Source organism: Massilibacterium senegalense (assembly GCF_001375675.1).
In the GTDB taxonomy this organism is placed as follows: Bacteria; Bacillota; Bacilli; order Bacillales; family Massilibacteriaceae; genus Massilibacterium; species Massilibacterium senegalense.
In genome coordinates, this window is record NZ_LN831786.1 from 560,518 (window position 1) to 586,260 (window position 25,743).

The following is a 25,743-nucleotide window of genomic DNA, read 5'->3' on the forward strand; positions in this document are numbered from 1 at the left end:
TAGTTAACGGACAAGGGGGACTTTTGTGTGCGACAATATCAAATCTATTTAATGGATCCCATTGTAGCGTATGATTACTTTGGGAAAGAACATATTATTTTTGATTTATTTAAAGGGGCAATGAAAGCGAAATCAAAAGAACATCTTTCTATGCTTCAAAAACAAATCGCGTATATTACAGAAAAAATACCTGTATTATCACTGCATCAATATTTACGAGAAAAGTGTATAGGGACAACCGATTATCATGTTCAATCATATATTCATGAAGTATCCTCCGCACAAAGTAAGGCGCGATTAACGATTGAGCCCAATGCTATGATATTAGCTGCAGATGGAAATTATGAAATGGAATTATTCTTTTTTGAAAAAATACGTACGTTTAGTCCTTACTTTTTAGCAATGGATTTTATAAACGAACGTTGTGGCTGGTTACAACCAGTGAAAAAAGAACGATATGTATATGAATAATAGGTGAAAAAATTTTACGGTGCCGTCTTGTATAATCCATGTCTATTTAGTACACTATTTTTAGATGAAATGAAGGAGGAAAAGCAATATGTGGAACTACATTCTTGTGGGCACCCTCGCTTTAATTGCTGGTATTGCAATTGGATTTTTTGCAGCTCGCAAATATATGATGGATTACTTAAAGAAAAATCCACCAATTAATGAACAAATGATTCGTATTTTACTAACACAAATGGGGCAAAAGCCATCACAAAAGAAAGTAAATCAAATGATGAAGTCGATGAACGGTCAAATCAAATAAAAAGACACTCTTTTGAGTGTCTTTTTTTGATGCTAAGAATGATAGATAGGTATATATCTAGCATTTGTATGTCTAGGTGTTCTTTTCATTTGTTGATATTGATTTAACAAGTCATCTAACTCTTGGCTAAATTGAACCGTGAGCTGATTATCTAACCCCAAAGATAATCCCATGTTGATTAATTCTGCTCGCTTCCTCTCAATTTCATTGTGTAATTGTTGGATAAGATACACGGTGAATGTTCCTTTCTAACTCTTTCTCTTTTTATTTCATATAGACTCAAGAAGCAATAAGCAAAGTTACATTTATCATACATCCTTTTAAAAAAATGTCAATCTGTATTTAGGGAAAATGAAAAATATTTCAAATTTTTAGGAAGAAATGTCTAAGCTAGTTTTGAATATCTCTTTTTGAAATAGTTTATTCTTGACTTTAAATACAATAGGGGGGTATAGTATTTAATGAGGTGGGGTAATGAAAAAACCAAAAAAAGAGCTACCAATTGAATTACAACCGGTTAAACATGTTAAAAGACAAGAAGTGGAAAAAAAACAATTAGTAAACCGTTTAAAACGGATAGAAGGGCAAGTTCGCGGGATTCAAAATATGGTCGAAGATGATCGTTATTGTGTCGATATTATGATTCAAATAAGCGCCATACGTGCAGCCTTGAAAAAAGTGGAACTTCATTTGTTAAAGCAACATACGAATTCTTGTGTGACGGATGCCATTAAAAATGGAGAGCAAGAAGACATCTTAGAGGAATTAATGAGGGTCATTGAACAAGTTTCAAAGTAAGGAGGCACAATAATGAACAAACAGAAAAAACAGATGCAGATTGGAATTGCAGGAATGACTTGTGCAGCCTGTTCGACAAGAATAGAAAAAGTGTTAAATAAAATGGACGGAGTAGAAGAAGCGACTGTTAACTTAGCTTTAGAAAATGCATCGATTACAATTGATGCAGCGGAGATTCAACCAGAAGAGATTGAAAAAAAAATAATGGACCTAGGTTATCAAGTGGTGAAAGAAAAAGTAGACCTTGATATTTTTGGCATGACTTGTGTAGCCTGTTCAACAAGAATTGAAAAGGTGTTAAATAAAATGGACGGTGTGGATGATGTAGTTGTCAACTTAGCAGCAGAAACGGCGACGGTTGAATATTATCCAGGGTCTGTCACATCACAACAGATAATAGAAAAAATAAAAAAACTAGGGTATGATGCACAAGAAACATTAGAAGAAAAGGAAAAAAGAACGTTTAAGGAAAAAGAATTAACGAGAAAAAAAAGACAATTAATTGCATCGATACTATTAACAATTCCGTTATTTTATACGATGCTTGGGCATTTGCCTTTTATGAAACATCATGCGTTACTAGCATTTCTAATGCAACCTTGGGTACAATTTTTATTTGCTACTCCTGTCCAGTTTATCATCGGTGCAAAATTTTATAGTGGTGCATACAAAGCGCTTCGTAATAAAAGTGCGAATATGGATGTACTAGTTGCACTTGGTACATCTAGCGCTTATTTTTATAGTGTGTACGAAGCAGTAAAACGGTCGCTAGACAGCACTTATGCCCCGCATTTGTATTTTGAAACAAGTGCTATGTTAATTACGTTAATTTTAGTTGGAAAATATTTAGAAGCAAAAGCAAAAGGCAAAACGACAGAAGCAGTGTCTGCGTTAATGAATTTGTCTGCTAAAGAAGCAACCCTTTTGAAAGATGGACAAGAAAAGAAAATAAAAATCGAAATGGTACGCGGAGGCGACATGTTAGTTGTAAAACCAGGAGAAAAGATTCCGGTAGACGGAATTGTCATCGAAGGAATTTCTTCGGTTGATGAATCAATGATTTCTGGGGAAGCCATTCCTGTTACGAAAAATGCAGGAGATAAAGTAATCGGTGCAACCATAAACGGACAAGGTCGCTTTATTATGAAAGCAACAAATGTAGGGAGCCAAACAGTATTATCCGGCATTATTCGGATTGTTCGGGAAGCAGGATTAAAGAAAGCGCCTATACAACGTTATGCAGACACGATTTCTAGTTATTTTGTGCCTATCGTCGTTTCCATTAGTTGCATTGTCTTTGTTACTTGGTATTTCTTTTTAACGCCACATGATTTACCAAAAGCATTAGAAACGGCGATTGCTGTTTTAGTTATCGCGTGTCCTTGTGCGTTAGGTTTAGCAACTCCAACATCAATTATGGTTGGAACAGGATTAGGTGCGAAACACGGTGTATTAATGAAAGGTGGCGAATATTTAGAACGATTTGAAAAAGTAAATGCCATTTTATTCGACAAAACGGGAACAATTACAGAAGGAAAACCAGTTGTCACTGATTGGCTAGAATATAAGGAAGGAACAAAATCTATCATTATTGGTGCGGAAAATGCTTCTGAACATCCATTAGCAAAAGCGATTAGTCAATATGGAGAAAAAAAAGGAGTTTCATCTATCGTTATTGATTCTTTTACTGCATTACCGGGATACGGTTTAGAAGCCTGCTACGGAGATCAGACGATAGTAATCGGTACAAAAGCGTTGATGGAAAAACATGCAATAGATATTACAAGTGAGTGGAAACGAGTAGAACATCTCGAAAAACAAGGAAAAACAGTAATGTTTGCTGGTTCTGCGGGAGAACTTTTTGCCATTATTGCAGTTAGCGATATAATTAAACAAGAAGCAAAAGAAGTTATTCAAACATTAAAAAAACAGGGTATGACACCGTATATGATTACGGGAGATAATTACCAAACCGCAGAAACGATTGCCATACAGGCAGGTATTGAGAAAGCAAATGTATATAGCAATGTGTTGCCGAAAGAAAAAGCAACGATAGTAAAAAAACTTCAAAATGAAGGAAAGGCAGTCGCAATGGTTGGAGACGGATTAAATGATGCTCCAGCGTTAAGTACGGCAGATATTGGTGTAGCGATTGGAACAGGAACGGACATCGCGATAGAAGCAAGTGACATTACGCTCGTGAGTGGGGAGTTGCATCAATTAGTAAAAGCATATTCGTTAAGCAAGTACACAATGCGCAATATTCGTCAAAATTTATTTTGGGCGTTTATTTATAATGTGATTGGTATTCCGGTCGCAGCCTTTGGTCTTCTTGCACCATGGATAGCAGGAACGGCGATGGCATTTAGTTCCGTGTCTGTTGTATTAAATAGTTTACGTTTAAAACGTGTGAAGTTATAACATGAGTTAGAATGGAGGGAATAAACGATGAAACAAGTAACATTACAAGTAGAAGGTATGTCATGTGGCCATTGTGAGGCATCTGTTAAAAAAGCATTACAATCTTTACCTGGAGTAGTAGATGTAGCGGTTTCTCTAGCTTCTAAAACAGTAGATGTCCAATTCGAAGAAAAAGATGTGACAATGGAACAAATGAAGGAATCGATTGAAGATCAAGGATATGACGTAAAATAAAAGAGCGGATTTTTCCGCTCTTTTATTTTCTTTTATCTATATTTTTTGTACAATAAACCAAGGGGGGTAATAAGATGCAAGATATTAATTTATTTTTAGTTTTTGGCGCTGGATTATTATCTTTTTTATCACCATGTACATTACCGTTATATCCTATTTTTCTTTCGTATATTACAGGGATTAGCGTAAACAAACTACAAGAAGAAAATATGATGCTACAAAAAAGAGCATTTTTACATACTGTTTTCTTTTTGATCGGTTTTTCTATTATTTATGTTGGTGTTGTAGGACTTGCAACGCAATTTTTAGGTAATGCGTTAAACGCAATGATTATGAATAATCAAGATTTGATTCGTCAAATTGGTGCCATTTTAATTTTGTTCTTTGGTTTTGTTATTGTTGGATGGATTCAACCATCTTTTTTAATGAAAAATAAACAAATGGAATTCAAAAATCGTCCCTCAGGATATATTGGTTCTGTTTTAATTGGGATGGGATTTGCAGCTGGTTGGACTCCTTGTATGGGACCTATTTTAGCATCTGTTGTAGCACTAGGTGCAACAGCTCCTAACAAAGCGGTTTTATATATGCTATTTTATGTGTTAGGCTTTGCAATTCCATTTTTTATTTTATCCTTTTTCGTTGGAAAATTAAATTGGATTAAAAAGTATAGTGAAAAAATTATGAAAATCGGTGGTTTCTTAATGATATTCACCGGTATTATGTTATATTTTAATTGGATGGCAAAGTTTACTTCCTTTTTAAGTTCGTTATTTGGAGGATTTACAGGATTTTGATCGAAGGGAGTGGTTGAGATGAAATATAAAACAAATGATTTAATTTTACGGATGATGACAAACATTGTAGTATTTATCATTTTCGGTTTTTCGCTCGCCTTATTTTTTGCTGGGCACAATGCACCAGGTGGCGGATTTGTGGGTGGATTGGTAGCTGCTAGTGGTTTTTCGCTCATCTTTCTTGCTTATGGAATTGATGTATTAAAACGAGTATTTAAAATCGAAGCTAATACAGTCATTGTGATTGGAATTTTAATTGCCCTAGTAACAGCATCAGGATCATTTTTCTTTGGGGTTCCTTTTTTAAGTCATACGTTTGCACATGTGTATGTCCCCTTTTTTGGTGATATCGAGTTAACGACAGCGTTATTATTTGATTTAGGTGTATATGTGACCGTTGTAGGGGTCGCTATGTTGATTATTATGGCCATTGCTGAAGATAAAACAGATAGAAAAGAAGTCGTTCAAAAATAAAAGAACGACTTCTTTTTTGTTTTTTTTTGAACATACTTTTTGAACTATTGCGCATATTAAAAGCGAACGTCATGATTATAGGAGGTAAGAAAAAATGACAGTCGTAACAAATGTACAGCAAACATTAGCTAGTTTAAAAAGTGCGCAAGCGAGTTTAGAAACATTTGCGTTAGCAACAGATAATAAGCAAGCGAAACAAATGTTTCAACAAGCAGCACAAGATACACAACAAATTGTTGATACGGTCAATCAACGTTTAAAAGACATCCAACAAGAAGAGCCGCAGTATAATCAGCAAGGTTGACCTGTAACCTTGCCTTTTTTCATATGCGTTACGTATACGTAATCCTTACTATTTTGTTCGTTATCGGATGTCAGCATAATCAATTATTGACCGAGAAACAAGAGGGAAAAATAGATCAAACGATGGCTAACGAAGCAAAGAAAAAAACGGAAACGTTAGGGGATTTTAAGGAGATAGAAGCAGTCGATTTGCACGGCCGCTTAATCGTAGCTATTCAGTTAAAACAATGGGATAAATGGAAACGGGATTCTATTGAAAAACGAGTAAAAAAAAGATTAAAAGAAGAAATGAAGGTAGATCATCTGTATGTATCTAGCGATTATAAAATTTTTATAGAAACCAAAAAGTTAGCAAATCATCTGGAAAGGCAATCTGTTTCGCGAAACGAAGCAGAAGAAGCGTTTCAAGCAATTGTCGTTTTAATGTCGAGAAAATAGGGGGGGTATAGATGGGAAAACAAGCGAAAAAATGGACGTTAACAGAGCAGATGTACCAACGATTTCAAAAAAACAGGGAAACGAAACGTCCGATTTTGAAAAACTGTATCAAAGCATTTTTGGTCGGTGGATTCATTTGTACGATTGGGCAAGCGATTCAAATTTTTCTGATGACCTATTTTACGTTTACAGAAAAAAATGTCGGAAATCCGACCGTAGCGATTCTAATATTTATAGCTATGCTGTTAACGGGATTTGGTGTATATGATCGAATTGGTCAATTTGCTGGTGCAGGAAGTGCTGTTCCTGTTACGGGCTTTGGGAATGCTGTTATTTCTGCCGCGATTGAACATCGTACCGAAGGATTCGTATTAGGTGTCGGTGGAAATATGTTTAAGTTAGCTGGGTCGGTTATTTTGTTCGGGGTATTTTCTGCGTTTGTCATAGCCGTCATAAAAACCATATTAACGATGTGGGGAGGATTGTAGTGGATAAAAAGAAAGCAACTTGGATTTTTCAAAAACAGCCTAAAATTATTTCTACGGGTACAGTTGGCGGTCCATTTGAACGAAATGGTCCCTTAGCAGAAGATTTTGATCGTCTCTATGAAGATTTATGGTTAAATGAAGACTCTTATGAAAAAGCACATAAAAAATTATGGGAAGATGCATGTGAAATTGCGTTAGAAAAAGCGGGATTACAAAAAACAGATATTCAAATTCTTTTTGCTGGAGATTTAATGAATCAACTTACCCCTTCTAATTTTGCTGCTCGATCGATGCAAATTCCATTTTTCGGTCTATTCTCAGCTTGTGCGACGTCGATGGCAGGATTAGCGTTATCGAGCTTTATCATAGATCATTTAGGAGCAAACTATATTTTAACTGGTGCTTCAAGCCATAATGCGGCTGTTGAAAAGCAGTTTCGTTATCCGACCGAATATGGTGGACAAAAACCACCTACTGCACAATGGACCGTCACGGGGGCAGGTGCTTGTGTTGTTTCTTTAAATGGAAAAGGTCCAATTGTATCATCGGCCACGATTGGGAAAGTGGTCGATATGAAAATATCTGACCCTTTTAATATGGGTGGTGCAATGGCGCCTGCAGCTGTAGACACCATCCAACGACACTTACGAAATTTAAAGCAATCGTTTGAGGATTATGATTACATTGTGACCGGTGATTTAGGTCAGATTGGTAGAGAAGTCGCCTTGGATTTACTTCATAAACATGGAATTCATATACCACCTGAGCGCTTTCTTGATTGCGGGTTACTTATTTACGACGAAGGACAACCAGTTCTTTCAGGAGGAAGCGGTGCTGCTTGTAGTTCAACGGTTGTATATGGACATTTGTTGCAAAAACTAAAAAAGAAAGAATGGAATAACATGTTAGTCGTTGCGACAGGGGCTTTACATAGTCCATTAACTTATCAGCAAAATGAAACAATTCCGTGTATAGCACATGCAGTAGCGATTGAAAGTGGAAGGTGATAAAAGTGGAAATTTATTTTTGGGCGTTTGTCGTTGGTGGACTGATTTGCGTTATTGGGCAGTTGATAATGGATTTGTTTCAATTAACACCTGCTCATATGTTAAGTATTTTTGTTGTTAGTGGAGCTATTTTATCTGCTTTTAATCTTTATGAGCCGCTTATTTACTTTGCCGGAGCTGGAGCTACGGTTCCTATCACTAGTTTTGGGCACTCGTTAACTCATGGTGCAATGGTGGATGCCGAAAAATACGGTTTGATCGGTGTATTAACAGGGATGTTCCAGGTAACAAGTTCCGGTATATCCGCTGCGATTGTTTTTGCTTTTATTGGCGCTTTATTATTTAAACCGAAAGGATAGGAGGAGTAACATGACTGTTGGAACCAAAGTGAAGCAAACGTTAGCTCAATTGAAAACATTAGAAGCGATGTTAAGTGATATGATGCATTACGCACAAAAACAAGAAGATTATACCTTTTTTAAACAGTCAAGTTCTGAAATAGAAAAGATGATTATAGAAGTAGATGAACGTGTGAAACAAATGGAGAGGGAAGAACCACAATATAAAGGAGTGTGATAAGATGATATGGAGTTTATTATGGAGAGCACTCATCATGGCTATTTTATTCGTTTTGATTCGAAAGTTTTTACTCCCACAATCAATTGCCCGTATGAATTTCATTCATGCTATTTCAATTCTCATGATTGCTTTATTTTCCTTTGATTATATTTTTCACACTGCTAGACCGTTTTTATTTACCTTTATTTTCCTTTTATTTTGGAGTATTTTTCCCTTTGTATTGAATTGGATAAATATACGTTCTACGGCATTTTTTCATTGGTATAGTGGAAAAGAAACAGTGGTTATTAAGGAGGGGAAAATTTTAGAAGATGAGTTGAAACGAATCAACTTGCCAATCGATACATTATTAGCTTCTTTGCGACAAAAAGGTCATTTTAACATTGCTACTTTAAAGCGGGTGTATATGGACCAAGCGGGGGAAATCAGTGTATTACCGAGCGATGCAAAAGATGAATTTATTACAGTCATTCAACAAGGAGAAATACAAGACGGAGAATTAGCGAAAAGAGGCTTGAATAGACGAGATGTGATACTTCAACTAAATAAACAAGGTATTGCTTTAGATAATGTGTTTTTAGGACAAATAGACGATTATGGCTCCCTTCATGTCGATTTGTATGATGACGCCCTTGATGTTCCTTCTGATACACGAAAGGAACAATTAATTACGTTATTAAAAAAGACGATTGCCGATTTAGAATCCTATTCACTTGAAACAGAGCATAAAGAGACGAAAGAAATGTATGCAAAGTTCTCGAAACATCTAGATAGTCAAATATTAAAAAAACTACCGCCTGTCTTTGGGGAATAAAGGAATATAAATACTAGAAAAAAGAATTGTTCTTCGTTCAAGGGACAATTCTTTTTATGCATATGTTATGCGCTTACGAATAGCTCTCTTACATGAGCAATTGTTTTCTTTTATAAAAGTATGTCATAATAAAAGGTAACCGAACAAAATGAAAATAAAAATAGAAAGATGAGGAGAAATACATGAAGCAAAAAATAAAAGTTATGACGATTTTTGGAACAAGACCAGAAGCAATTAAAATGGCGCCCCTTGTTCTAGAATTAAATAAATATCCAGAAGAAATCGAGTCAATTGTAACTGTTACTGCTCAACATCGTGAAATGTTAGACCAAGTGCTGGACATTTTTCAAATTACACCAGATTACGATTTAAACATTATGAAAAGTAGACAAACGTTAATTGATGTAACAACGAGAGCATTAGAAGGATTAGATCAAGTAATGAAGGAAGCGCAACCTGATATTGTGCTTGTTCATGGGGATACGTCTACAACATTCGTTGCATCGCTTGCCGCATTTTATAATCAAATTGCGATTGGGCATGTAGAAGCAGGGCTTCGTACGTGGAATAAGTATTCGCCATTTCCAGAAGAAATGAATCGTCAATTAACTGGTGTTATGGCAGATCTGCACTTTTCACCAACAAATCAATCTAAACAAAACTTATTAGTAGAAAATAAGAAGGAAGTAACTATTTTTATTACGGGAAATACTGCGATTGATGCGTTAAAAACAACAGTCAAAGATACATATTCTCATGATATTTTAAATAAAATCGGAAACGATCGCTTGTTATTAGTAACGGCACATCGCCGTGAAAACTTAGGAAAACCGATGGAAAATATGTTTCGTGCAATCCGTCGTTTAGTAGAAGAACATGATGACTTACAAGTAGTGTATCCTGTTCATTTAAACCCTGTTGTACGAGAAACAGCCGACAAATTTTTAGGAAATCATGATCGTATTCATTTAATTGAACCATTAGATGTTGTTGATTTTCATAACTTTGCTGCACGAAGCTACATGATTATGACAGATTCAGGGGGAGTTCAAGAAGAAGCGCCTTCTCTAGGTGTTCCTGTTCTCGTATTGCGTGATACAACAGAACGTCCAGAAGGCATTAAGGCGGGTACGTTAAAATTAGTTGGTACCGATGAAGAAACAGTTTACCAAAACGGAAAAGACTTATTAACGAATAAAGAAGCATACGAAAAAATGTCGAAAGCATCAAATCCATATGGGGATGGGGAAGCATCACGTCGGATCGTAGAAGTATTGTTATATCATTTTAACAAACGTACGACACGTCCAATGGATTTTTAATTTGTATAAGAAAAAAGCGTATCCGAGATGTTTGGATACGCTTTTCTTTGGAAAAAACGGTTTAAAAATAAAATTTTTATCTAGTCATCTAAAGGTTTCATTTTTTTTGCTACGTAAATAAATGGGTTATCTAATACAACAACTAACCATTTCATCACGTAGGTAGTAATGACAATTTCCAACCAAACTTCGATTGGATAAAGCCCCCAAAATGCAATCAAACAAAAGAGTAACGTATCGATTAATTGACTAATCGATGTACTACCTGTATTACGGATCCATAAATGATGTTCACCAGGGTATCGTGTTTGGAAAAAACGATATAACGAAACATTCACCATATGGCTCGCATAATATCCAACAATACTACCTACGGCTAGTCTTGGTAATAAACCAAACAAAGCTTTTAAATGTGCATGGGCAATATCATTTGGATGTGGTGGAAAAAGCAAAATAATTTGCATGATTACCGTTGTAGCAAGTAGGATAAAAAATCCTAAATAAACAGCTTTTTTTGCTGCTTTTACTCCGTATTTTTCGTTTAATAAAACAATGATAAAAAAGGTCGTTCCATACATAATGTTTCCAAGTGTTAACGTAATCCCGAATAATTCAATTGTTTTTAATACTTGTAAATTGGCTAACACAGTAGCAAGGGAAATCCAAGCATATAAACCTGTCTTTCCAAAAAAACGATAGCAAGCTAACGTTAAGGAAAAAGTGAGAATAAACATAAGTATCCATAAAAAAATAATGATCATTACGAGTTCCTCCTTAGTTTTGTTAACGCGGGATGTTGCGAACCGCGAATATGAAGTTAGGATAACTTAATAGAACAAATGACAAAAGATATTCACTTCTGTATTGTACTACGATTGATAGCAAATAAAAATGATTTACGTCGTTTTACGTCGTTTTTGTTGAAAAAATTGCTTAATTGCGGATATAGGAAGTTCTGCTAAAATTATTCCAATAAAAATAAGGACACATCCAGTGACTGCTTTTCCAGTAAGTACTTCATGATTAACTAACATTCCAAATATAGCCGCAAATACAGGTTCTGTTGCGAAAATAAGCGCTACATGAGTTGGCTTTGTTTGTTTTTGAAAGTGTGTTTGTAAGAAAAAGGCTAAAGCAGTGGCAAATATTGCTGTAATCACTAACGCAATCCAAACAGAAGATTTGGTTAAGATGATGTAATCGATTGATTCTGTCCATAATGCACTGACGAAACTTAATATAGAAACAGTTAATAGCTGAACTATTGTTAATACAAAAATAGAATGAAAAGGAGCATATTTCCCAGTAAATACAATATGAGCGGCAAAACAAATAGCACAAATAAACGCTAAAAAATCTCCTTGTCCAACGGTAAAGGAATCTGCTAATGTAAGAAAATAAAGCCCAATGACCGCAATCATAATTCCAAGAACGGTATACCGTTCTGGTCGTTGTTTCATAAATAAAAAAGAAATAATTGGAACAAACACAACATTTAATCCTGTAATAAATCCTACTTTTGAAGAAGTAGAATAAAGGAGGGCGATTGTTTGTGTCGTATATCCTAGATGCAACATACCCCCCAATAAAACGCCATACATTACCGTTTTTTTAGACCACGTAATAGAAATGGGACGTCGTACGAATTTCATCACAAAAAGCATCGTTAAACTTGCTAGGAAAAAACGAATCGTATTAAAAGAGAAGGGTGGCAAATCTTGAATGGCATTTTGCACCAATACAAAAGTAGAGCCCCATATAAAGGCAACAATCAATAAAAAAAAATCTGCTTTCATTACGGAATTTTTCATAATTTGAACATCTCTTTCTGTTTGAACATAGTATAATAATGGTATCAATAAATAAAGGAGCGTCCCGTGTGATTGAAGTATATATTGATGGTGCTACTGCTAATCGTTCGAAATTAAGTGGAATTGGTATCTTTATTAAAGATGGGCGTGTACTTGCAACAGAGTCCGTTCCCATTCCGTTTATGTCTAACCATGAAGCTGAATTTGAAGCATTACTTCACGCATTAGAAATTTGTTCAAAAAATCAATATAAAGTTGTCTCATTTCGAACAGATTCCCGCATTGTAGCCGATGCAATTGATGGACAATATGCAAAAAATCAAAACTTTCAACAATATGTAGATCGAGCAATGGAAATGATTGTATCCTTTGATTTATTTTTTATTAAATGGATTCCAGAATCTCAAAATAAAAAGGCAGATGAATTAGCAAAACATGCAATTCGTAGACAAATGAAAAAGCACAGATAACGGTCTGTGCTTTTTCATTGCCAATCATAGGGTGTTTCTTGGTATACATAATAATTGAGCCAATTGCTGAATAATAGATAAGCATGAGAATGCCAATTATGTTTAGGTATTTGTGTTGTATCATTTCCAGGGAAATAATGACAAGGCATTTCTGGATTCAATCCTTTATCACGGTCACGAATGTATTCTTCTTTTAGGGTGAAACAATCGTATTCCGGATGTCCACTCAAGAAAATTTGTTTCCCATTTTTAGATGCAACTAGATTTACTCCTGCTTCTTCTGATTCAGATAATATCATTAACTCAGGTACTTTTTCAATATCCTCTCTTTTTACTTCGGTATAACGAGAATGTGGGACACGAAACTCATCATCAAAGCCACGTAAAAGTTTAAGTGTTTTATCTTCTTTTGAAATCGTATGTGTAAAAACACCGGATAATTTTTTTGTTAGCTTGTATTTTGGGATATTAAAATGGTGGTAAAGACCTGCTTGAGAACCCCAACAAATGTGTAATGTACTTGTCACATTTGTTTTTGTCCAATCCATAACTTTTACCAATTCTTCCCAATATGTTACTTCTTCAAATGGGAACTTTTCTACTGGAGCGCCGGTGATGATCATGCCATCAAATTTTCGGTGTTTAATTTCCTCAAATGTTGTGTAAAATGATTTCAAATGTTGTTGAGGTGTATTTTTGGGCACATGGCTAGCCGGATGAATGAGTGTAATATTTACTTGAAGTGGAGTATTAGACAATAGACGCATGAGCTGTGTCTCCGTTTTTTCTTTCAAAGGCATTAAATTCATAATAACAATATTAATTGGACGAATATCTTGCATATAGGCCCTATCTGTTGTCATAACGAAGATATTTTCATGTTCTAGTTGTTCACGCGCCGGTAAATTTGCTGGAATATTAATAGGCACTCATCAACCCCCCTTATTTAATTTCATATCTGTTTTGTATCTTTTTATTATATGGCTATTTTGCTAAATCATCAAATACTATTTCTGTAAAGAAGGGATATTCTATGAAGTATATTATTAAATGGACGGAACAAAACAAATCAATTGGAAAGATAGAATGGCAATCGAATGAAGTAGATGCGAATCAAATACTAGCTGTCCTAAAGTATGTCGAAAAAAAATATCGTCTGACTGATGTGTATATTGAAGATGAAATGCAACAAACATGGCGTAAAAAAGATTTTTTAAAAATGTTTGAAAAAGAAAGAGAGAATCCGCATGACATTGTCATTTATTTTGATGGTAATTTTAATCATGCCAAAAAGCAAGCCGGGATAGGCTTTGTCATGTACTATCGTATCCATAATAAAAGGTTTCGAGTGCGAGAAAATGCTATATTTACAAATATGACATCTAATAATGAAGCGGAGTATGCTGCTTTATATTTTAGTTTGGTAAAATTAGAAGAATATCAAATCCAGCATATTCCGATTATCATTCGTGGCGACTCATTAGTCGTAATTAATCAAATGAATGGAGAATGGCCTGTATATGAACAAAATTTTTTATATTGGATTAAAAAAATAGAAGAAAAAATTAAAAAATTAGGATTAAACGCACACTATGAAAATATACAACGCACTGAGAATAAAGAAGCGGACCAATTAGCTCGATTAGCGATAGAAGGAAAGGAGATTCGCGCAGAAGTAGAGGTTTAAAATAGAAGGAGCAGGGTAAAATATAGCAGTAGAGAAACGTAAAATCATTTTTCTTGCATTTACTCTTTTTTTTATTTATACTAATAACTAAGTTAAAATAATTATTAACTAGATACAATTATTTAAGGGGAGGATTTTAAAAATGGCAAACAAATTAGAAAGCACAAAAACATTAGCAAATTTAAAAGCAGCATTCGCAGGTGAATCACAAGCAAACCGTCGTTACATTTATTTCGCTAAACAAGCGGATACAGAAGGATTAGCAGACGTTTCTGCTGCATTCGAACGCATTAGCCATGGTGAAACAGCACATGCTTTTGGTCATTTTGACAAATTAGTTCAATATGGTGCTGGTGACCCAGTTACAGACCTTCCAGTAGGAACAACTGAAAACAACTTAAAATCAGCTATCGCTGGTGAAGAGTATGAATTCTCTGAAATGTACCCAGGCTTTGCCAAAGTAGCTCGTGAAGAAGGTTTTGAAGATATCGCTGAATGGTTTGAAGTAATGGCTAAATCTGAAAAAGCACATGCTAACACATTCAAAAAAATCTTAGCTAACTTAGCTGAGTAATAAAAAAGAATAAAGAGGCTGCTTTTAGGGCAGCCTTTTTTTATCTAAGTAAATGATAAGGAATCTCAAATAATAAAGATACGAATATGGTTCCTATGCATTTATGTTTTATGTATGTTTAGGGTAAAACATTACTGTTCAATGTTGCAAATAAATAACTATTATTTACGGAGGAGGCCGCGATATGAAACCAATCGCTCGTGAAGATTTACAATCTCATAAAGAATATGCTAAAGTAGCTGATCGCTTTTTAAAAGAAGTGATTAAAGAAAAGAAAATTCGACGAATTCGAATTAATGATAAAATGAGTGGGTTATTTGAGACTCGTTTATCTATTTGGTATCAGATTATGGAAATGATTCGTGCAGAACAAATAGAAGATGAAGATTATATGAACGAAATGTTGGAAGTGTATAATGAATTAGTGCCTGCAGATAACGAATTAAGTATGACATTTTTTGTTGAAATTCCAAATCAATTAGAACTGCGCCAATTTAACAAAACAATTGTTGGAATTGAAAATCACATTGAGTTAGCATTTGGTGATGAAAAGGTAATTTCTTATGAACCAGAAGATGGGGAAGAAGAGGATGATCATTATACACAATCCGTTCATTATTTACGTATTCCATTTACAGAAGAACAAAAAGAAAAATTTATCGCCTATTCAGGAGACGTACTAGTGAAAGTTTCACATCCTAATTTTCAATCAGAAGAAATTCTTCCAAAAGCAACAGTAGAAAGTTTACAAAAAGAATTAAGTGGAAACTAAAGAAATCGACAAGTGGCAGCTTGTCGATTTCTTTTGTTGCAACAGTGAAATGCTTCTACCTATCAAAAAACATTAATCGCTAAATAAGCTTCCCCATCAATATCTATCGTAATGATAATTGCTTGCTCCGTTTCTTCTACTGTAATTAAATGTTTCTTTTTCATAAAATCGATGGCGTCTTTTAATACGTCATGTTGATGTAACTCATCATAGCTTATTTTCTTTTGTTTTGTTGGATCACTATGTAAAGATTGCAATAATTCAATCATTAACTTTTTTTTCTGTTCGTGCAACTGTTTCGCCTCCATTCTTTTAGTATTAACATACAATGATTTGTACAAAAAGAAAAGGAAAAATACATAATGTTCATTATCTGGCCTTTTTTCGTTTCTTCTATCTATTATTTCTATTTTTTGTTACAATGAAGCTATCTTATCGAGTTGTAGCACAATGAAAATGAAAAAATATAGTTTCATTTCCGGATAATAAATTGTTCAAGTAGGGTGATTTTATGCAAAATATTTTAATGCAATCTTTTTTACATACGCGAGGACGCACACTTCGAATATTATATGCTTGGTTCCATCATTTATCATTCCAAAACTTATGGCAATCACGATTACGATATGCTTTAGGTCAAGCGGATAGTATTGAGATGATAATGGAAAAGGTAGAACAATCGACGGATGCATATAAAGAAATTCCTGATTCTACTCTTCAACTTCAGTTTTTATTAGAATTAGCTGATTTTTTAGGCATTGAAGTGTATCAATTACAAACAGAAGAAGATGTTCAAGAATTATTTTTTGTATTAATTGAGCAAGTAAACGAATTAATGATGGAATCAGATGAGAGTTATAAAGGAAAGAATGTTACAGACATCATGCAATACCAATTAAAAAAACGTTGTGAATGGGTAGATGACTGGTATGAAACATTAGAAAAAAATGCAAAAGAATATTTTCTTGCTGTATTAAAACGCTTTTTAGTGGAGTTATCTAATCAATCAGACAAAGAGGAGTATAAAAAATGGCGTCATTTAATGTTATCAGATATTAATCATATAATGAAAGAAAACGGCAGTTATCCATTGTTTCATGACGCTATTCAAACAGATGATGATTTTACATTAATGAAAAAAATCATGAATTTTTTAAATGAATTTTCGTATAAAGAAATAACAGAGTCGGAAACAATGGAGCCCACAAATCGTCCATTTCTTATTGAAATTGAATTTGCTGCTTTTCCACATTGGTTAAAAATGAATAAAGAAGTAATCGTACACGGAGAAAAGCAAGCATTACGTGAATTGTTATTGCCTGTTTTTATTTCAGAAATTGTCCTTCTTGGAGCACCAATGATAGAAAAGCTAGGGACACAACAATTATTAGATGCTTATTCTGAAGTACAACATAATCTAGAAAAACTATCGGAACAAATAAACGAATTAGAAAAGGAAAGCGCCAATTTATTAGAAGAAAAAGAACATGTTTATCAACAAATTTCTCATTTAATAGATGAATTTAAAGAAATTGATCAACAACAAGATGTCCGAATCAAGCAATTGTATCGAGCTATTCAAGAAAATAATATTCCGTTACAAGCAAATGATTTATTACTTACCAGTCTATTAACGAAAAGAAAGTTATTACTAGAAGACTTAGAAAATCCCATGAATCCGGGTGTCGAGAGAAAAGGATTGGGAAAATTATTTTTACCAATTGAAAAATTAAATTATAAACGAAAAATGCAACAAGATATTGATCAAGTAGAAGAAAAAATTATTTTGCATTTAATTGAGCATGAACCATCAGGTATTTGTGGAAAAAAAATTGGACAATACCATCAATCTGTATTAAAACAGAAAGAAATCAACGAACAAATTGAACAAAAAAAAGAACAAATGGCTGATTTAGAAGAACAAATGCAAGCAATAAAGGTAAAAATAGAGCAAATCCAAGAACATAAAAAAACGATAGAACAACAATTTTATATTCAATCGGAAGCCCTGAAAAAGAAAGAATATGAATAGACAGACTGGGGAAAACTATTTAATGAGCTAGGGAAGAGAGATTTTTCTCGAAAAAGGATAAACCAAGAGAAGGTTTTTTTATCAAAATCGGAGAAAATTCTTTTTCTTTTATCCTTTGTTAACGGGCGTAAGACACCCACTTCAAAATATTAAGGTAAGACCAAAATATGGGAAAATAGGGAATCAAACAACTCGTAAAAGATGGATAAGTGCATCTAATCATAAGCAGGAGAAAAAATTTCCTATATATGGAAGACTTTTTATTGAATACTTCTTTTTTCATCATTAGCGAAAACTCTTTTAGAATTAGTATGAGCAGGAGAATCTCTAATGCTTCTATGTGTTTTTGGAAATAGTGAAAAAATAAAATATTTTTAGAAAATTTTTAAAAAACAGTGACATCTTTTTTAAAAAGTGATATATTGTTATATAACAGAAGCGACCAAGGAGGTTAGAAGGGGGTTATATCGATGGCGCAAGAGTTTACAAACCAATTAGAGAAAGTAGTCGATATGTTGCGTGAACGATGTAGCTATGTTGATGGCGGGCTATTTCCAACATTACTTGAAAAATATGAAAAAGCTTTAAATAGAGTAGAAAATCAACCAAATTCGAACCTTACAATCGAAGCACTTAATATAGAAGATGGATCTAAAATTTTTTTACGAGAAGCAGATAGTTACAATGACAAATTACTAATCGAAATGAAAAAAACAGAGAGAATGGCTGAAAAATATTTTTAGAGAAGATAAAAAGGAAAATTCGTGTCCACACGAATTTTCCTTTTTTATTTCTTGGAACTATCGAATTAGTGCATTCGTCATTTATTATAGAGTAAAGTTGGAAGCAGAGAGGGAAAAAAGATATGGCAACGAAAAGAAAGTCGATTGTAGTGAAAAAAAGAAAAAAGCGAAATCAAAAAGATAAAACGACATTATTTTTTCTTAGTGGTAGTGTTTTCTTTTTTATCTGTATTTTAATCGTCATGAGCTTTTTTCAAGACGATAAACAACCGCCATTAGAAGCGGCAACCGTAAAAGCTGAAACTGCTGTTTTTATGAATCCATCAACACGCGCAGAACGGATTAGTTTCCTTGAAAAAGATGTTCAACTGTTTATTATAAAAGAAGGAAGAAAGCAAGACGGGAATGATTGGTCATATGTCACAGATGGTGATTTAGAAGGATGGGTTTTAAATGACTGTTTAGAATTTCGTCAAGTAAAAGGTATTGTGCTGATTCCAAAAACATTACTTTCATTGAAAGAAAAACCTTCTTTTGATGCTAAGGTAAAAAAAGAGATGCCAGGAGAAACGAACATTACTACTAAGTCTATTACTAAAAATAAACAAGGGGAAGTATGGGTTAACGTTGTTTCGAAAAAGGAAGAAGGTTGGCTCCCGCTTTCTATGATTCACATTGCCAATGATGAGACATTAATACATCAATCTATCGTATTTGTAAAACACTCATTAAATGTAAAAAAAGAAAAAAATAAGTCATCTGAAACTATTACTTCATTAAAAGAAGGAAATCGACTATATGTGAAGAAAGTAGAGAAGGATCAGAATGGGGCTACTTGGTATAAAGTAAATATTGATGGGGAAGATGGTTTTGTTCCTAAAAAAGAAACCGCAAAAAAAATGAATGTAACGTATTCGGTATTTATCCATGAAGATAGAGTACCAATTGTTAGAAAGCCATCAAAAAATGCAGAAGTAATCAATCATCTATCTTTTAATACAGAAGTAATGCCAGAAGAAGAAGTAATCAATGCAAAAAATGAAATATGGTTTAAAATGAACTTAGAAAATGGAGAGGTCGGTTATCTTCCATTTGAATCTGTTAGTCAAGAAAAAACGAAGGTTGCCTATTTAACATTTGATGATGGACCGACAGAGACAACGGAAAAACTATTAAATATATTAAATCAACATGATGCAAAGGCAACATTTTTTATGTTAGAACCACACATTCGTGAGTATCCAAAAATCATAAAAAAAATGATAGAAGATGGGAATGCGGTAGGCTCTCATAGTGTTAGTCATAATAAAGCATTGGTGTATGCATCGAAAGATTCTGTTGTGTACGAGATGCAGCAAGGATTAGACACAATTGAACAAGTGAGTGGAGTGAAAAGTCATTTGATTCGAGTTCCTTATGGTAGTATCCCACATATGAAGCCAGAATATATTCAAGCTGTCGAGGAGCACGAGATGCTACTTTGGGATTGGAATGTGGATAGTAATGATTGGCGTTATAAAAACAATCAATTTATTGAAGCTACCATGGCACAAGTGCAACGAATAGAAGAAAAAGGGCAATCACCTATTATTCTGCTTCATGATCGACAAGTAACAACAGAAGCATTACCAGAGTTAATCGAAAGGTTACAAAAATCAGGATATCAATTAGAACCATTAAATGAAACGATGACCCCATTTATTTTTCCACGGTAAGAAAAAAGAATCTAAGCTAATATGGTATTGAATGAAAGAAATGGAGGAGGAAATGGAATGATAATACATAGTCGTGCAAAGCAATTAGAAAATGGTCCTATTTGGGACTTTCTTGGTGCCAGCATTCAATATGCACAAGATGGAGAAAGTATGGTAGAGATGAATGTAATGGATAAAGTAAAACAAATGTATGGCACAGTACATGGTGGCATTTTAGGAACATTAATTGATATGGCAATGGCAAGTGCTGTTGCATCTACCATGTCAGAAGAAGAAAATGCTGTCACTGTTGATTTATCGTTACATTATTTAAGTGCTGCAAAAGAAGGAAAATTAATTGGAAAAGGAAAAGTCATTAAACGTGGGAAACGAATGGCCTTTTTAGAAGCAACCATTTATAGTGATGATCGCTTACTCGTCACTGGATCAGCAAGTTTTATGATTATACAAAAAGAGAAAAAATAAAAGCATGGATTTTCTCCATGCTTTTATTTATGGACTATTGGCACTTTAACTTGTTTTTTAGTCAAAGGTTTTTGTAGTTGAAGGTCTCGAACGATGATTTTCCACTTGTCAGCGAGATTTAAAATATCTTTTTCTGTGATGACTAATCCTTTGGCTTGAAACATTGCTTGAACAGTTTTACGCATGTGTATCAGCTCCTTTAGGATTTTTCAATAAGGATAAATGTATTTATCCTTCCTTACTTTTACTATACAAGCCTTTGTACAATAAGTAAATAAATTTTGATAAAATTCACAAATTAAAAAAAAATAACCAGATAGATGTGCCTTACATCTATCTTTTTTTATCCTCTCTTTCTTGTTATCTACATCATCGTATGACTACAATAAAATAATTAGAATTGCTTATCAAAAATTTCATTGAAGCTATACATGTATCTGAATTCAACAAGTAAATACAAAAATCCACCTTGCAGTCACAAGGTGGATTTTAAACGTATTATTCTAGGCTAGTTTTTAAGGTTTGTTGTACATCATTAAGGCTAGTTTCATCTGGAATAAAGTAATATACTCTATCTATTTTTGTTCCTTGTCCTTTTAATTGTAATGTTTCAATATTATTTCTGGCAGTCGCATAATCTTTCTGGAATTTTTGCATTTCTTCTAACGTTAAATTTGTTTGAACGTTATTTCCAATGGATTTTAAAATATCATCCACTTTTGTAATCGTGTTTAAAGAAATGGCTTTATCGACAATTCCTTGGATTACTTGACGTTGCCGTTCTTGACGACCAAAATCCCCTTGAGGATCTTCATAGCGCATTCGTACATATTTAAGCGCTTTTTCTCCATCTAAATGAATATTTCCTTCTTGAAATTGTGCGCCATCATAGTTGAAAGAAAAACTGCTATTGACATCTACGCCGCCCACCGCATCGACAATGTCTTTAAAACTTTCCATATTCACTTGTACATAATAGTCAACAGGAACATCTAATAAATGTTCGACAGAATCCATAGACATTTTTACACCGCCAAACGCATAGGCATGGTTAATTTTGTCTTGTGTATTTCGTCCAACAAGTAACGTACGGGTATCACGAGGTATACTAATCATTTTCGCACTATTTGTTTTTGGATTAACAGTCACATAAATCATCGTATCAGAACGTCCACGATCGCCAGGGCGTTGGTCTACACCTAATAATAAAATCCCAACAGAATCTTTATTGTTTAAATTTACTTCCCCTGAACGTTTCGTTGATTGGCGATCAATTGGTTTATGTATTTGGTCAGCTGTATTTGTTAAATTGTTATATACATAGATACCATAACCAACAATGCTAACTACAAGAACGCCGATAATAGAAAAAATAGTAATAAGAATTTTCTTTTTCATGGCAAAAATAGTCCTTTCTTTCCTGGTTTATAGTTTGAAAGAATTGTGAACGTATATCTAAACATCCAACATTTTCTTTCATGCGTAGGAAGAGTATCCTTTTTTGTAAAGTTAGTCATAAGGATAGATGCACGACATATACATTATATAGGAAAGAGAAGGAAAAATTAATCTTTTTTATGATTTTTTTTATAAATCACTAAAATCGAGGCCACTTGATTTCGTATAACTCGTTACTTTTTGTTCAAAAAAGTCTGTTTTGGTTTCATTGATTCGTTTGAAACTTTCGACCCATTTCATTGGATGCTCTTTCACTTCTGGATATAGCTCTCGGAAACCTAAGCTGCGCATTCGTTGATTCGATAAGTAACGAATATATCGCTCAATGACTTCATCTGTTAATCCTAAAAGTTCATTTTGTGCAAAATGTTTTCCCCAATTAATCTCATGTTCGACCGCTTTTTTCATCATATTTTCTAGGTATGTAATCATCTTTTCATCAAATAAATCAGGGCGCTCCTTTTTTAATTCATGAATCATGTTACTAAATAAGGCAACATGTGTTTCTTCATCACGTTGAATGTATTTAATTAACGTTGCGGTCATTGTCATTTTTCCATTTCGTGCAAGCGAATAGAAAAAAGCAAATCCATTATAAAAATAAATCGCTTCTAATAAATAATCGGCCATTAACGTATGAACAAAATTTTCTTCCGTAGGTTTATCTACAAATTTTTGATATTCATCCGCAATAAATTTATTGCGCTCAAACAAAACAGGATCATTTCGCCATTCATCATAAATTGCATTTCTAGCTTCGGGGGAACAAACCGTATCTAAAATATAACTATAACTTTGTGCATGAATTTCTTCTTGAAATGTTTGGATATTTAATAAACTTGTTACTTCTGGTGCTGTAATATAATCGGCTAATTGCGGTAAGTTTTCACATTGAATAGAGTCTAAAAAGTTAAGGAAAGAAATTACTTTATCAAAAGCACGTCGTTCCGCTGCTGTTAAAGTTGGAAATTGACTTACATCTTGGTTTAAGGAAATTTCTTCAGGAATCCAAAAGTTGTTTAACATTAATCGATATAAAGAATGAGCCCAACTGTATTTGATTCGGTTCCATTCTCGTAAATTAGTGGAGTTCCCACCAATGAGAGAGGATGTCCCTCGTTCGCCTGTTTCGTTAAATAATCGTTTTTGTTCCATTTTAGTAAACGCTTCCTTTCGTAAGATAAGTGATATAAGATTACCTGGATAAATAACCCGTATCTTCATGAAAAAGGAGAAGATACAATGGTAAAAGGTATCTCCACTTCATCCGAAATGGAGATAACGAGAAATGCTGACATTTATCAAGAAGAACAACTAATACATTCATCAATTTCCACCGTGCGATTTCGGACATAATAAATTGTTTTAAGCCCATTTTTCCATGCTTCGATATAATATTGAAGAAAATCCCGTGCAGAAATCGTAGGTGTAATGTATAAGTTAAAACTTTGTGCTTGATCCAGATGTTTTTGGCGACGACCAGCGGCTTTGATTGACCAAAATTGGTCAATGGTATGTGCTTCTTTGTAATACCATGTTGTTTCAGGTGTTAAATCTGGTGCAGCTTGAGGAATTAATCCATCTTTTTTCTCTTCTACGAAAAATTTTGCAAATAATGGGTCAATACTTGCAGTTGTTCCTGCGATTAAGGAAGTAGAAGAGGTAGGAGCTACAGCCATGATATAGGCATTACGCAATCCGTTCTTTTTAACTTGTTCTTTTAAGGTTGTCCACTTTTCATCCTCGTAATTTCTTTGGGTAAAATAGTTCCCATTTTCCCAATCACTTCCGTTGAATAAAGGATATGCTCCTTTTTCACGAGCTAGTTTATTTGATGCCTGAATGGCATAATATGAAATTTTTTCATAAAGTTGATCTGCATATGCTAGATGTTCTTCGGATTCCCAAGCAATTTTCTTTTTCACTAAATGATGATGGTATCCACTTGTTCCAACCCCAATGGCACGATACTTTTGATTGGTCACTTTTGCTTGTGGGACAGGATAATCGTTCAAATCAATCACATTATCAAGCATTCGTATTTCTACTTCTAAAATTCGTTTTAAATCTTCTTCTGTTTCTACTTTCCCAAGGTTAATAGAGGATAAGTTACAAACAACAAAATCACCTGGTTTTGTTTTTGTCACAATGACACCATCTTCTAATGTTTCCGAAATAAATTCTGTTGCACGCATATTTTGCATAATTTCTGTACATAGGTTAGAACAATAAATCATGCCTTCATGTTTATTTGGATTTAATCGGTTAACGGTGTCACGATAAAAGATGAAAGGTGTACCTGTTTCAAAGGCACTTTTCATAATCATTTTCATAATGTCGATAGCAGGGATTTCTTTTTTTCGTAATCGTTCATTTTCCACACAGGCTAAATAACGATTTGTAAATGTTTTTTCTTCGTCATCATCGTAACAATCTTCTAAACGAAAGCCCATTTCTTGTTCTACTTCATATGGGTCAAATAAATACCAATTTTCTCGTTGGATCACTTTTTCCATAAAGATGTCTGGAATACATACACCAGGAAAAATATCGTGAGCTTTTAAACGATCATCGCCATTATTTGTCTTTAATTGTAAAAATTCTAAAATATCATAATGCCAAATATCGCAATAGATTGCAACAGCACCTTTGCGCATTCCTAATTGATCGACGGCAACGGCTGTATTGTTATAGTTACGAATCCAAGGAATAATCCCAGCGCTTACTCCCTTAAATCCACGAATACTAGAGCCACGAGCACGTAATTTTCCTACATAAATTCCCATGCCTCCACCATACTTGGAAACTTGAGCAAAAGACTGGTCGGTATGATAAATGTTCCACAAACTATCTTCAGCTGTGTCAATAAAACAGCTAGAAAGTTGATGAAAAGGACGACCAGCATGAGCAAGTGTTGGAGTTGCGACGGTAATTTCCAGTTTTGATAACACATCATAAAATTGTTTTGCCCAGTACACGTTGTCCTTTTCTTTAGAAGCTAAATGCATGGCAATCGTCATGAAACGATGTTGAGGCAATTCCCTTAGTTTTCCTTCAAAATCACGAACGAGATAACGTTTTGTGAATAAAGAAAGTCCACTGTAGCGGAACAGCAGATCCCGTTCTGGATTTATGTAAGAACCAAGTTCGTCGATTGCAACCTCTGTATATGCTTCTAATAAGTAATCTCCATACAATCCCTTTTGAACTAACGAGGATACATGATTAAAAAAGTTGTCATAAGGGGAGGAAGTAGAATATTGGGCATAAAGTGCTTGTAGCAAGATTCGGGAACTAACCCATTCCCATTCGGTTTCTTCCATCGTTGTTTTTTCAACAGCTGTGCGAATCATTAGTTGTAATATTTCTTTTTCTGTTAAGGAAGGAGTTATTTGTATATTTACTTCTTCTATAAATTTTTCTTTGTTTAAAGACGGAAAGTCATGGAATGCAAAATGTAAAAATTCATTCAAATTATGATCTGTGAAAAAATGTGTCATTTTTTTCAACCTTTCTATGGTATAATGAAAAAAGCTCAATTCCATTTGGAATTGAGCATAAAACGACAA

Annotated in this window: 32 protein-coding genes and 1 riboswitch; of the genes, 23 read left to right on the forward strand and 9 right to left on the reverse strand. The window is 34.0% G+C overall.

Annotated elements, in window-relative coordinates:
• The first annotated feature begins 27 nt into the window (after positions 1-27).
• Together sirA and BN1372_RS06210 are read left to right on the forward strand one after the other, a co-directional pair.
• Positions 28-471, forward strand: coding sequence for a sporulation inhibitor of replication protein SirA (sirA, locus tag BN1372_RS06205; RefSeq protein WP_062197975.1), 444 nt, complete (start codon positions 28-30; stop codon positions 469-471).
• A gap of 88 nt (positions 472-559) precedes the next feature.
• On the forward strand, positions 560-772 hold the full coding sequence (locus tag BN1372_RS06210) for a YneF family protein (RefSeq protein WP_062197976.1): 213 nt from the start codon (positions 560-562) through the stop codon (positions 770-772).
• 32 nt (positions 773-804) lie between these two features.
• Here BN1372_RS06210 and BN1372_RS06215 read toward each other — a convergent pair whose 3' ends face one another.
• Complete coding sequence (locus BN1372_RS06215) at positions 805-1,005, reverse strand: aspartyl-phosphate phosphatase Spo0E family protein (RefSeq protein ID WP_062197977.1); 201 nt, start codon at positions 1,003-1,005, stop codon at positions 805-807.
• Between the two features lie 241 nt (positions 1,006-1,246).
• Here BN1372_RS06215 and BN1372_RS06220 point away from each other — a divergent pair, with 241 nt between their 5' ends.
• From BN1372_RS06220 to wecB, 13 genes are all read left to right on the forward strand, one after another.
• Complete coding sequence (locus BN1372_RS06220; RefSeq protein ID WP_062197978.1) at positions 1,247-1,570, forward strand: metal-sensing transcriptional repressor; 324 nt, start codon at positions 1,247-1,249, stop codon at positions 1,568-1,570.
• Between the two features lie 12 nt (positions 1,571-1,582).
• Positions 1,583-3,991 (forward strand): heavy metal translocating P-type ATPase, encoded by a 2,409-nt coding sequence (locus BN1372_RS06225; protein WP_062197979.1) that lies wholly within the window; start codon positions 1,583-1,585, stop codon positions 3,989-3,991.
• A gap of 27 nt (positions 3,992-4,018) precedes the next feature.
• Entirely contained in the window at positions 4,019-4,225 is a 207-nt protein-coding gene (gene copZ / locus BN1372_RS06230; RefSeq protein WP_062197980.1) for a copper chaperone CopZ, read from the forward strand.
• A gap of 74 nt (positions 4,226-4,299) precedes the next feature.
• On the forward strand, positions 4,300-5,022 hold the full coding sequence (locus tag BN1372_RS06235; protein WP_062197981.1) for a cytochrome c biogenesis CcdA family protein: 723 nt from the start codon (positions 4,300-4,302) through the stop codon (positions 5,020-5,022).
• An 18-nt stretch (positions 5,023-5,040) separates the two neighbouring features.
• Entirely contained in the window at positions 5,041-5,496 is a 456-nt protein-coding gene (locus BN1372_RS06240; RefSeq protein ID WP_062197982.1) for a Na(+)/H(+) antiporter subunit B, read from the forward strand.
• 94 nt (positions 5,497-5,590) lie between these two features.
• On the forward strand, positions 5,591-5,800 hold the full coding sequence (locus tag BN1372_RS06245) for a DUF1657 domain-containing protein (protein WP_062197983.1): 210 nt from the start codon (positions 5,591-5,593) through the stop codon (positions 5,798-5,800).
• A gap of 86 nt (positions 5,801-5,886) precedes the next feature.
• Positions 5,887-6,237, forward strand: a complete 351-nt coding sequence (locus BN1372_RS06250; protein WP_187118398.1) for a YhcN/YlaJ family sporulation lipoprotein — start codon at positions 5,887-5,889, stop codon at positions 6,235-6,237.
• 11 nt (positions 6,238-6,248) lie between these two features.
• A complete protein-coding gene (spoVAC, locus tag BN1372_RS06255; RefSeq protein WP_062197985.1) occupies positions 6,249-6,725 on the forward strand; it encodes a stage V sporulation protein AC in 477 nt (158 codons plus the stop codon).
• Positions 6,725-7,732 carry a stage V sporulation protein AD gene (spoVAD, locus tag BN1372_RS06260; RefSeq protein WP_230198804.1) on the forward strand — a complete coding sequence of 336 codons (1,008 nt, stop codon included), beginning with the start codon at positions 6,725-6,727 and terminating at the stop codon, positions 7,730-7,732. The genes spoVAC and spoVAD overlap by 1 nt, the downstream gene beginning before the upstream one ends.
• Positions 7,733-7,743: 11 nt before the next feature.
• Entirely contained in the window at positions 7,744-8,091 is a 348-nt protein-coding gene (gene spoVAE, locus BN1372_RS06265) for a stage V sporulation protein AE (protein WP_062201143.1), read from the forward strand.
• Positions 8,092-8,101: 10 nt separating this feature from the next.
• A complete protein-coding gene (locus tag BN1372_RS06270; protein ID WP_062197987.1) occupies positions 8,102-8,308 on the forward strand; it encodes a hypothetical protein in 207 nt (68 codons plus the stop codon).
• Between the two features lie 4 nt (positions 8,309-8,312).
• Positions 8,313-9,125: a DUF421 domain-containing protein gene (locus BN1372_RS06275; RefSeq protein WP_062197988.1), complete on the forward strand. Its 813-nt coding sequence runs from the start codon at positions 8,313-8,315 to the stop codon at positions 9,123-9,125.
• A gap of 182 nt (positions 9,126-9,307) precedes the next feature.
• Positions 9,308-10,447: a non-hydrolyzing UDP-N-acetylglucosamine 2-epimerase gene (wecB, locus tag BN1372_RS06280; RefSeq protein WP_062197989.1), complete on the forward strand. Its 1,140-nt coding sequence runs from the start codon at positions 9,308-9,310 to the stop codon at positions 10,445-10,447.
• Positions 10,448-10,527: 80 nt separating this feature from the next.
• Here the strand turns inward: wecB and BN1372_RS06285 are convergent, their stop codons facing one another.
• Both BN1372_RS06285 and BN1372_RS06290 read right to left on the reverse strand, forming a co-directional pair.
• Positions 10,528-11,208, reverse strand: coding sequence for a queuosine precursor transporter (locus BN1372_RS06285; RefSeq protein WP_062197990.1), 681 nt, complete (start codon positions 11,206-11,208; stop codon positions 10,528-10,530).
• A gap of 7 nt (positions 11,209-11,215) precedes the next feature.
• Positions 11,216-11,260: riboswitch (PreQ1 riboswitch) on the reverse strand.
• A gap of 83 nt (positions 11,261-11,343) precedes the next feature.
• Entirely contained in the window at positions 11,344-12,258 is a 915-nt protein-coding gene (locus tag BN1372_RS06290; RefSeq protein WP_062197991.1) for a DMT family transporter, read from the reverse strand.
• 68 nt (positions 12,259-12,326) lie between these two features.
• On the opposite strand from BN1372_RS06290, the gene BN1372_RS06295 reads away from it, so the two are divergent.
• Positions 12,327-12,728: a reverse transcriptase-like protein gene (locus BN1372_RS06295; RefSeq protein WP_062197992.1), complete on the forward strand. Its 402-nt coding sequence runs from the start codon at positions 12,327-12,329 to the stop codon at positions 12,726-12,728.
• Positions 12,729-12,742: 14 nt separating this feature from the next.
• Here BN1372_RS06295 and metA read toward each other — a convergent pair whose 3' ends face one another.
• A complete protein-coding gene (gene metA, locus BN1372_RS06300; RefSeq protein ID WP_062197993.1) occupies positions 12,743-13,657 on the reverse strand; it encodes a homoserine O-acetyltransferase MetA in 915 nt (304 codons plus the stop codon).
• Between the two features lie 104 nt (positions 13,658-13,761).
• On the opposite strand from metA, the gene BN1372_RS06305 reads away from it, so the two are divergent.
• The 3 genes from BN1372_RS06305 to BN1372_RS06315 all read left to right on the forward strand — a co-directional run bounded on the left by BN1372_RS06305 (position 13,762) and on the right by BN1372_RS06315 (position 15,761).
• Positions 13,762-14,415 (forward strand): reverse transcriptase-like protein, encoded by a 654-nt coding sequence (locus BN1372_RS06305; RefSeq protein ID WP_062197994.1) that lies wholly within the window; start codon positions 13,762-13,764, stop codon positions 14,413-14,415.
• A gap of 142 nt (positions 14,416-14,557) precedes the next feature.
• A complete protein-coding gene (locus tag BN1372_RS06310) occupies positions 14,558-14,989 on the forward strand; it encodes a rubrerythrin family protein (RefSeq protein WP_062197995.1) in 432 nt (143 codons plus the stop codon).
• Positions 14,990-15,173: 184 nt separating this feature from the next.
• The gene (locus BN1372_RS06315; RefSeq protein WP_062197996.1) at positions 15,174-15,761 is read left to right on the forward strand and encodes a DUF3501 family protein; all 588 of its coding nucleotides are present in this window, start codon (positions 15,174-15,176) and stop codon (positions 15,759-15,761) included.
• Positions 15,762-15,823: 62 nt separating this feature from the next.
• Here BN1372_RS06315 and BN1372_RS06320 read toward each other — a convergent pair whose 3' ends face one another.
• Positions 15,824-16,054: a hypothetical protein gene (locus tag BN1372_RS06320; protein ID WP_062197997.1), complete on the reverse strand. Its 231-nt coding sequence runs from the start codon at positions 16,052-16,054 to the stop codon at positions 15,824-15,826.
• A 218-nt stretch (positions 16,055-16,272) separates the two neighbouring features.
• Here BN1372_RS06320 and BN1372_RS06325 point away from each other — a divergent pair, with 218 nt between their 5' ends.
• The 4 genes from BN1372_RS06325 (at position 16,273) to BN1372_RS06340 (ending at position 20,716) form a co-directional block, all read left to right on the forward strand.
• Positions 16,273-17,793, forward strand: coding sequence for a coiled-coil domain-containing protein (locus tag BN1372_RS06325; RefSeq protein WP_062197998.1), 1,521 nt, complete (start codon positions 16,273-16,275; stop codon positions 17,791-17,793).
• A gap of 470 nt (positions 17,794-18,263) precedes the next feature.
• Entirely contained in the window at positions 18,264-18,536 is a 273-nt protein-coding gene (locus tag BN1372_RS06330; protein ID WP_062197999.1) for a hypothetical protein, read from the forward strand.
• Between the two features lie 122 nt (positions 18,537-18,658).
• On the forward strand, positions 18,659-20,251 hold the full coding sequence (locus BN1372_RS14940; protein ID WP_062198000.1) for a polysaccharide deacetylase family protein: 1,593 nt from the start codon (positions 18,659-18,661) through the stop codon (positions 20,249-20,251).
• 57 nt (positions 20,252-20,308) lie between these two features.
• On the forward strand, positions 20,309-20,716 hold the full coding sequence (locus tag BN1372_RS06340; protein WP_062198001.1) for a PaaI family thioesterase: 408 nt from the start codon (positions 20,309-20,311) through the stop codon (positions 20,714-20,716).
• A 23-nt stretch (positions 20,717-20,739) separates the two neighbouring features.
• On the opposite strand, the gene BN1372_RS15150 is transcribed toward BN1372_RS06340, so the two are convergent.
• The 4 genes from BN1372_RS15150 to BN1372_RS06355 form a co-directional block, all read right to left on the reverse strand.
• Complete coding sequence (locus BN1372_RS15150) at positions 20,740-20,901, reverse strand: hypothetical protein (RefSeq protein WP_154662973.1); 162 nt, start codon at positions 20,899-20,901, stop codon at positions 20,740-20,742.
• Between the two features lie 313 nt (positions 20,902-21,214).
• Positions 21,215-22,114, reverse strand: a complete 900-nt coding sequence (locus BN1372_RS06345; protein ID WP_062198002.1) for an LCP family glycopolymer transferase — start codon at positions 22,112-22,114, stop codon at positions 21,215-21,217.
• A gap of 189 nt (positions 22,115-22,303) precedes the next feature.
• The gene (locus BN1372_RS06350; RefSeq protein ID WP_062198003.1) at positions 22,304-23,329 is read right to left on the reverse strand and encodes a ribonucleotide-diphosphate reductase subunit beta; all 1,026 of its coding nucleotides are present in this window, start codon (positions 23,327-23,329) and stop codon (positions 22,304-22,306) included.
• 146 nt (positions 23,330-23,475) lie between these two features.
• Positions 23,476-25,674 (reverse strand): ribonucleoside-diphosphate reductase subunit alpha, encoded by a 2,199-nt coding sequence (locus BN1372_RS06355; protein WP_062198004.1) that lies wholly within the window; start codon positions 25,672-25,674, stop codon positions 23,476-23,478.
• Positions 25,675-25,743 lie beyond the last annotated feature (69 nt).

Bases quoted from the DNA above. Each gene is read 5' to 3' on its own strand.
- BN1372_RS14940 (WP_062198000.1), top strand. From the start codon at position 18,659: ATGGCAACGAAAAGAAAGTCGATTGTAGTGAAAAAAAGAAAAAAGCGA.
- BN1372_RS06350 (WP_062198003.1), bottom strand. From the start codon at position 23,329: ATGGAACAAAAACGATTATTTAACGAAACAGGCGAACGAGGGACATCC.
- BN1372_RS15150 (WP_154662973.1), bottom strand. From the start codon at position 20,901: ATGCGTAAAACTGTTCAAGCAATGTTTCAAGCCAAAGGATTAGTCATC.
- BN1372_RS06325 (WP_062197998.1), top strand. From the start codon at position 16,273: ATGCAAAATATTTTAATGCAATCTTTTTTACATACGCGAGGACGCACA.
- BN1372_RS06315 (WP_062197996.1), top strand. From the start codon at position 15,174: ATGAAACCAATCGCTCGTGAAGATTTACAATCTCATAAAGAATATGCT.
- copZ (WP_062197980.1), top strand. From the start codon at position 4,019: ATGAAACAAGTAACATTACAAGTAGAAGGTATGTCATGTGGCCATTGT.
- BN1372_RS06220 (WP_062197978.1), top strand. From the start codon at position 1,247: ATGAAAAAACCAAAAAAAGAGCTACCAATTGAATTACAACCGGTTAAA.
- BN1372_RS06345 (WP_062198002.1), bottom strand. From the start codon at position 22,114: ATGAAAAAGAAAATTCTTATTACTATTTTTTCTATTATCGGCGTTCTT.
- BN1372_RS06310 (WP_062197995.1), top strand. From the start codon at position 14,558: ATGGCAAACAAATTAGAAAGCACAAAAACATTAGCAAATTTAAAAGCA.
- BN1372_RS06285 (WP_062197990.1), bottom strand. From the start codon at position 11,208: ATGATCATTATTTTTTTATGGATACTTATGTTTATTCTCACTTTTTCC.
- BN1372_RS06225 (WP_062197979.1), top strand. From the start codon at position 1,583: ATGAACAAACAGAAAAAACAGATGCAGATTGGAATTGCAGGAATGACT.
- BN1372_RS06290 (WP_062197991.1), bottom strand. From the start codon at position 12,258: ATGAAAAATTCCGTAATGAAAGCAGATTTTTTTTTATTGATTGTTGCC.
- BN1372_RS06240 (WP_062197982.1), top strand. From the start codon at position 5,041: ATGAAATATAAAACAAATGATTTAATTTTACGGATGATGACAAACATT.
- BN1372_RS06245 (WP_062197983.1), top strand. From the start codon at position 5,591: ATGACAGTCGTAACAAATGTACAGCAAACATTAGCTAGTTTAAAAAGT.
- wecB (WP_062197989.1), top strand. From the start codon at position 9,308: ATGAAGCAAAAAATAAAAGTTATGACGATTTTTGGAACAAGACCAGAA.
- spoVAC (WP_062197985.1), top strand. From the start codon at position 6,249: ATGGGAAAACAAGCGAAAAAATGGACGTTAACAGAGCAGATGTACCAA.
- BN1372_RS06330 (WP_062197999.1), top strand. From the start codon at position 18,264: ATGGCGCAAGAGTTTACAAACCAATTAGAGAAAGTAGTCGATATGTTG.
- BN1372_RS06355 (WP_062198004.1), bottom strand. From the start codon at position 25,674: ATGACACATTTTTTCACAGATCATAATTTGAATGAATTTTTACATTTT.
- BN1372_RS06235 (WP_062197981.1), top strand. From the start codon at position 4,300: ATGCAAGATATTAATTTATTTTTAGTTTTTGGCGCTGGATTATTATCT.
- BN1372_RS06305 (WP_062197994.1), top strand. From the start codon at position 13,762: ATGAAGTATATTATTAAATGGACGGAACAAAACAAATCAATTGGAAAG.
- BN1372_RS06340 (WP_062198001.1), top strand. From the start codon at position 20,309: ATGATAATACATAGTCGTGCAAAGCAATTAGAAAATGGTCCTATTTGG.
- BN1372_RS06275 (WP_062197988.1), top strand. From the start codon at position 8,313: ATGATATGGAGTTTATTATGGAGAGCACTCATCATGGCTATTTTATTC.
- BN1372_RS06270 (WP_062197987.1), top strand. From the start codon at position 8,102: ATGACTGTTGGAACCAAAGTGAAGCAAACGTTAGCTCAATTGAAAACA.
- BN1372_RS06210 (WP_062197976.1), top strand. From the start codon at position 560: ATGTGGAACTACATTCTTGTGGGCACCCTCGCTTTAATTGCTGGTATT.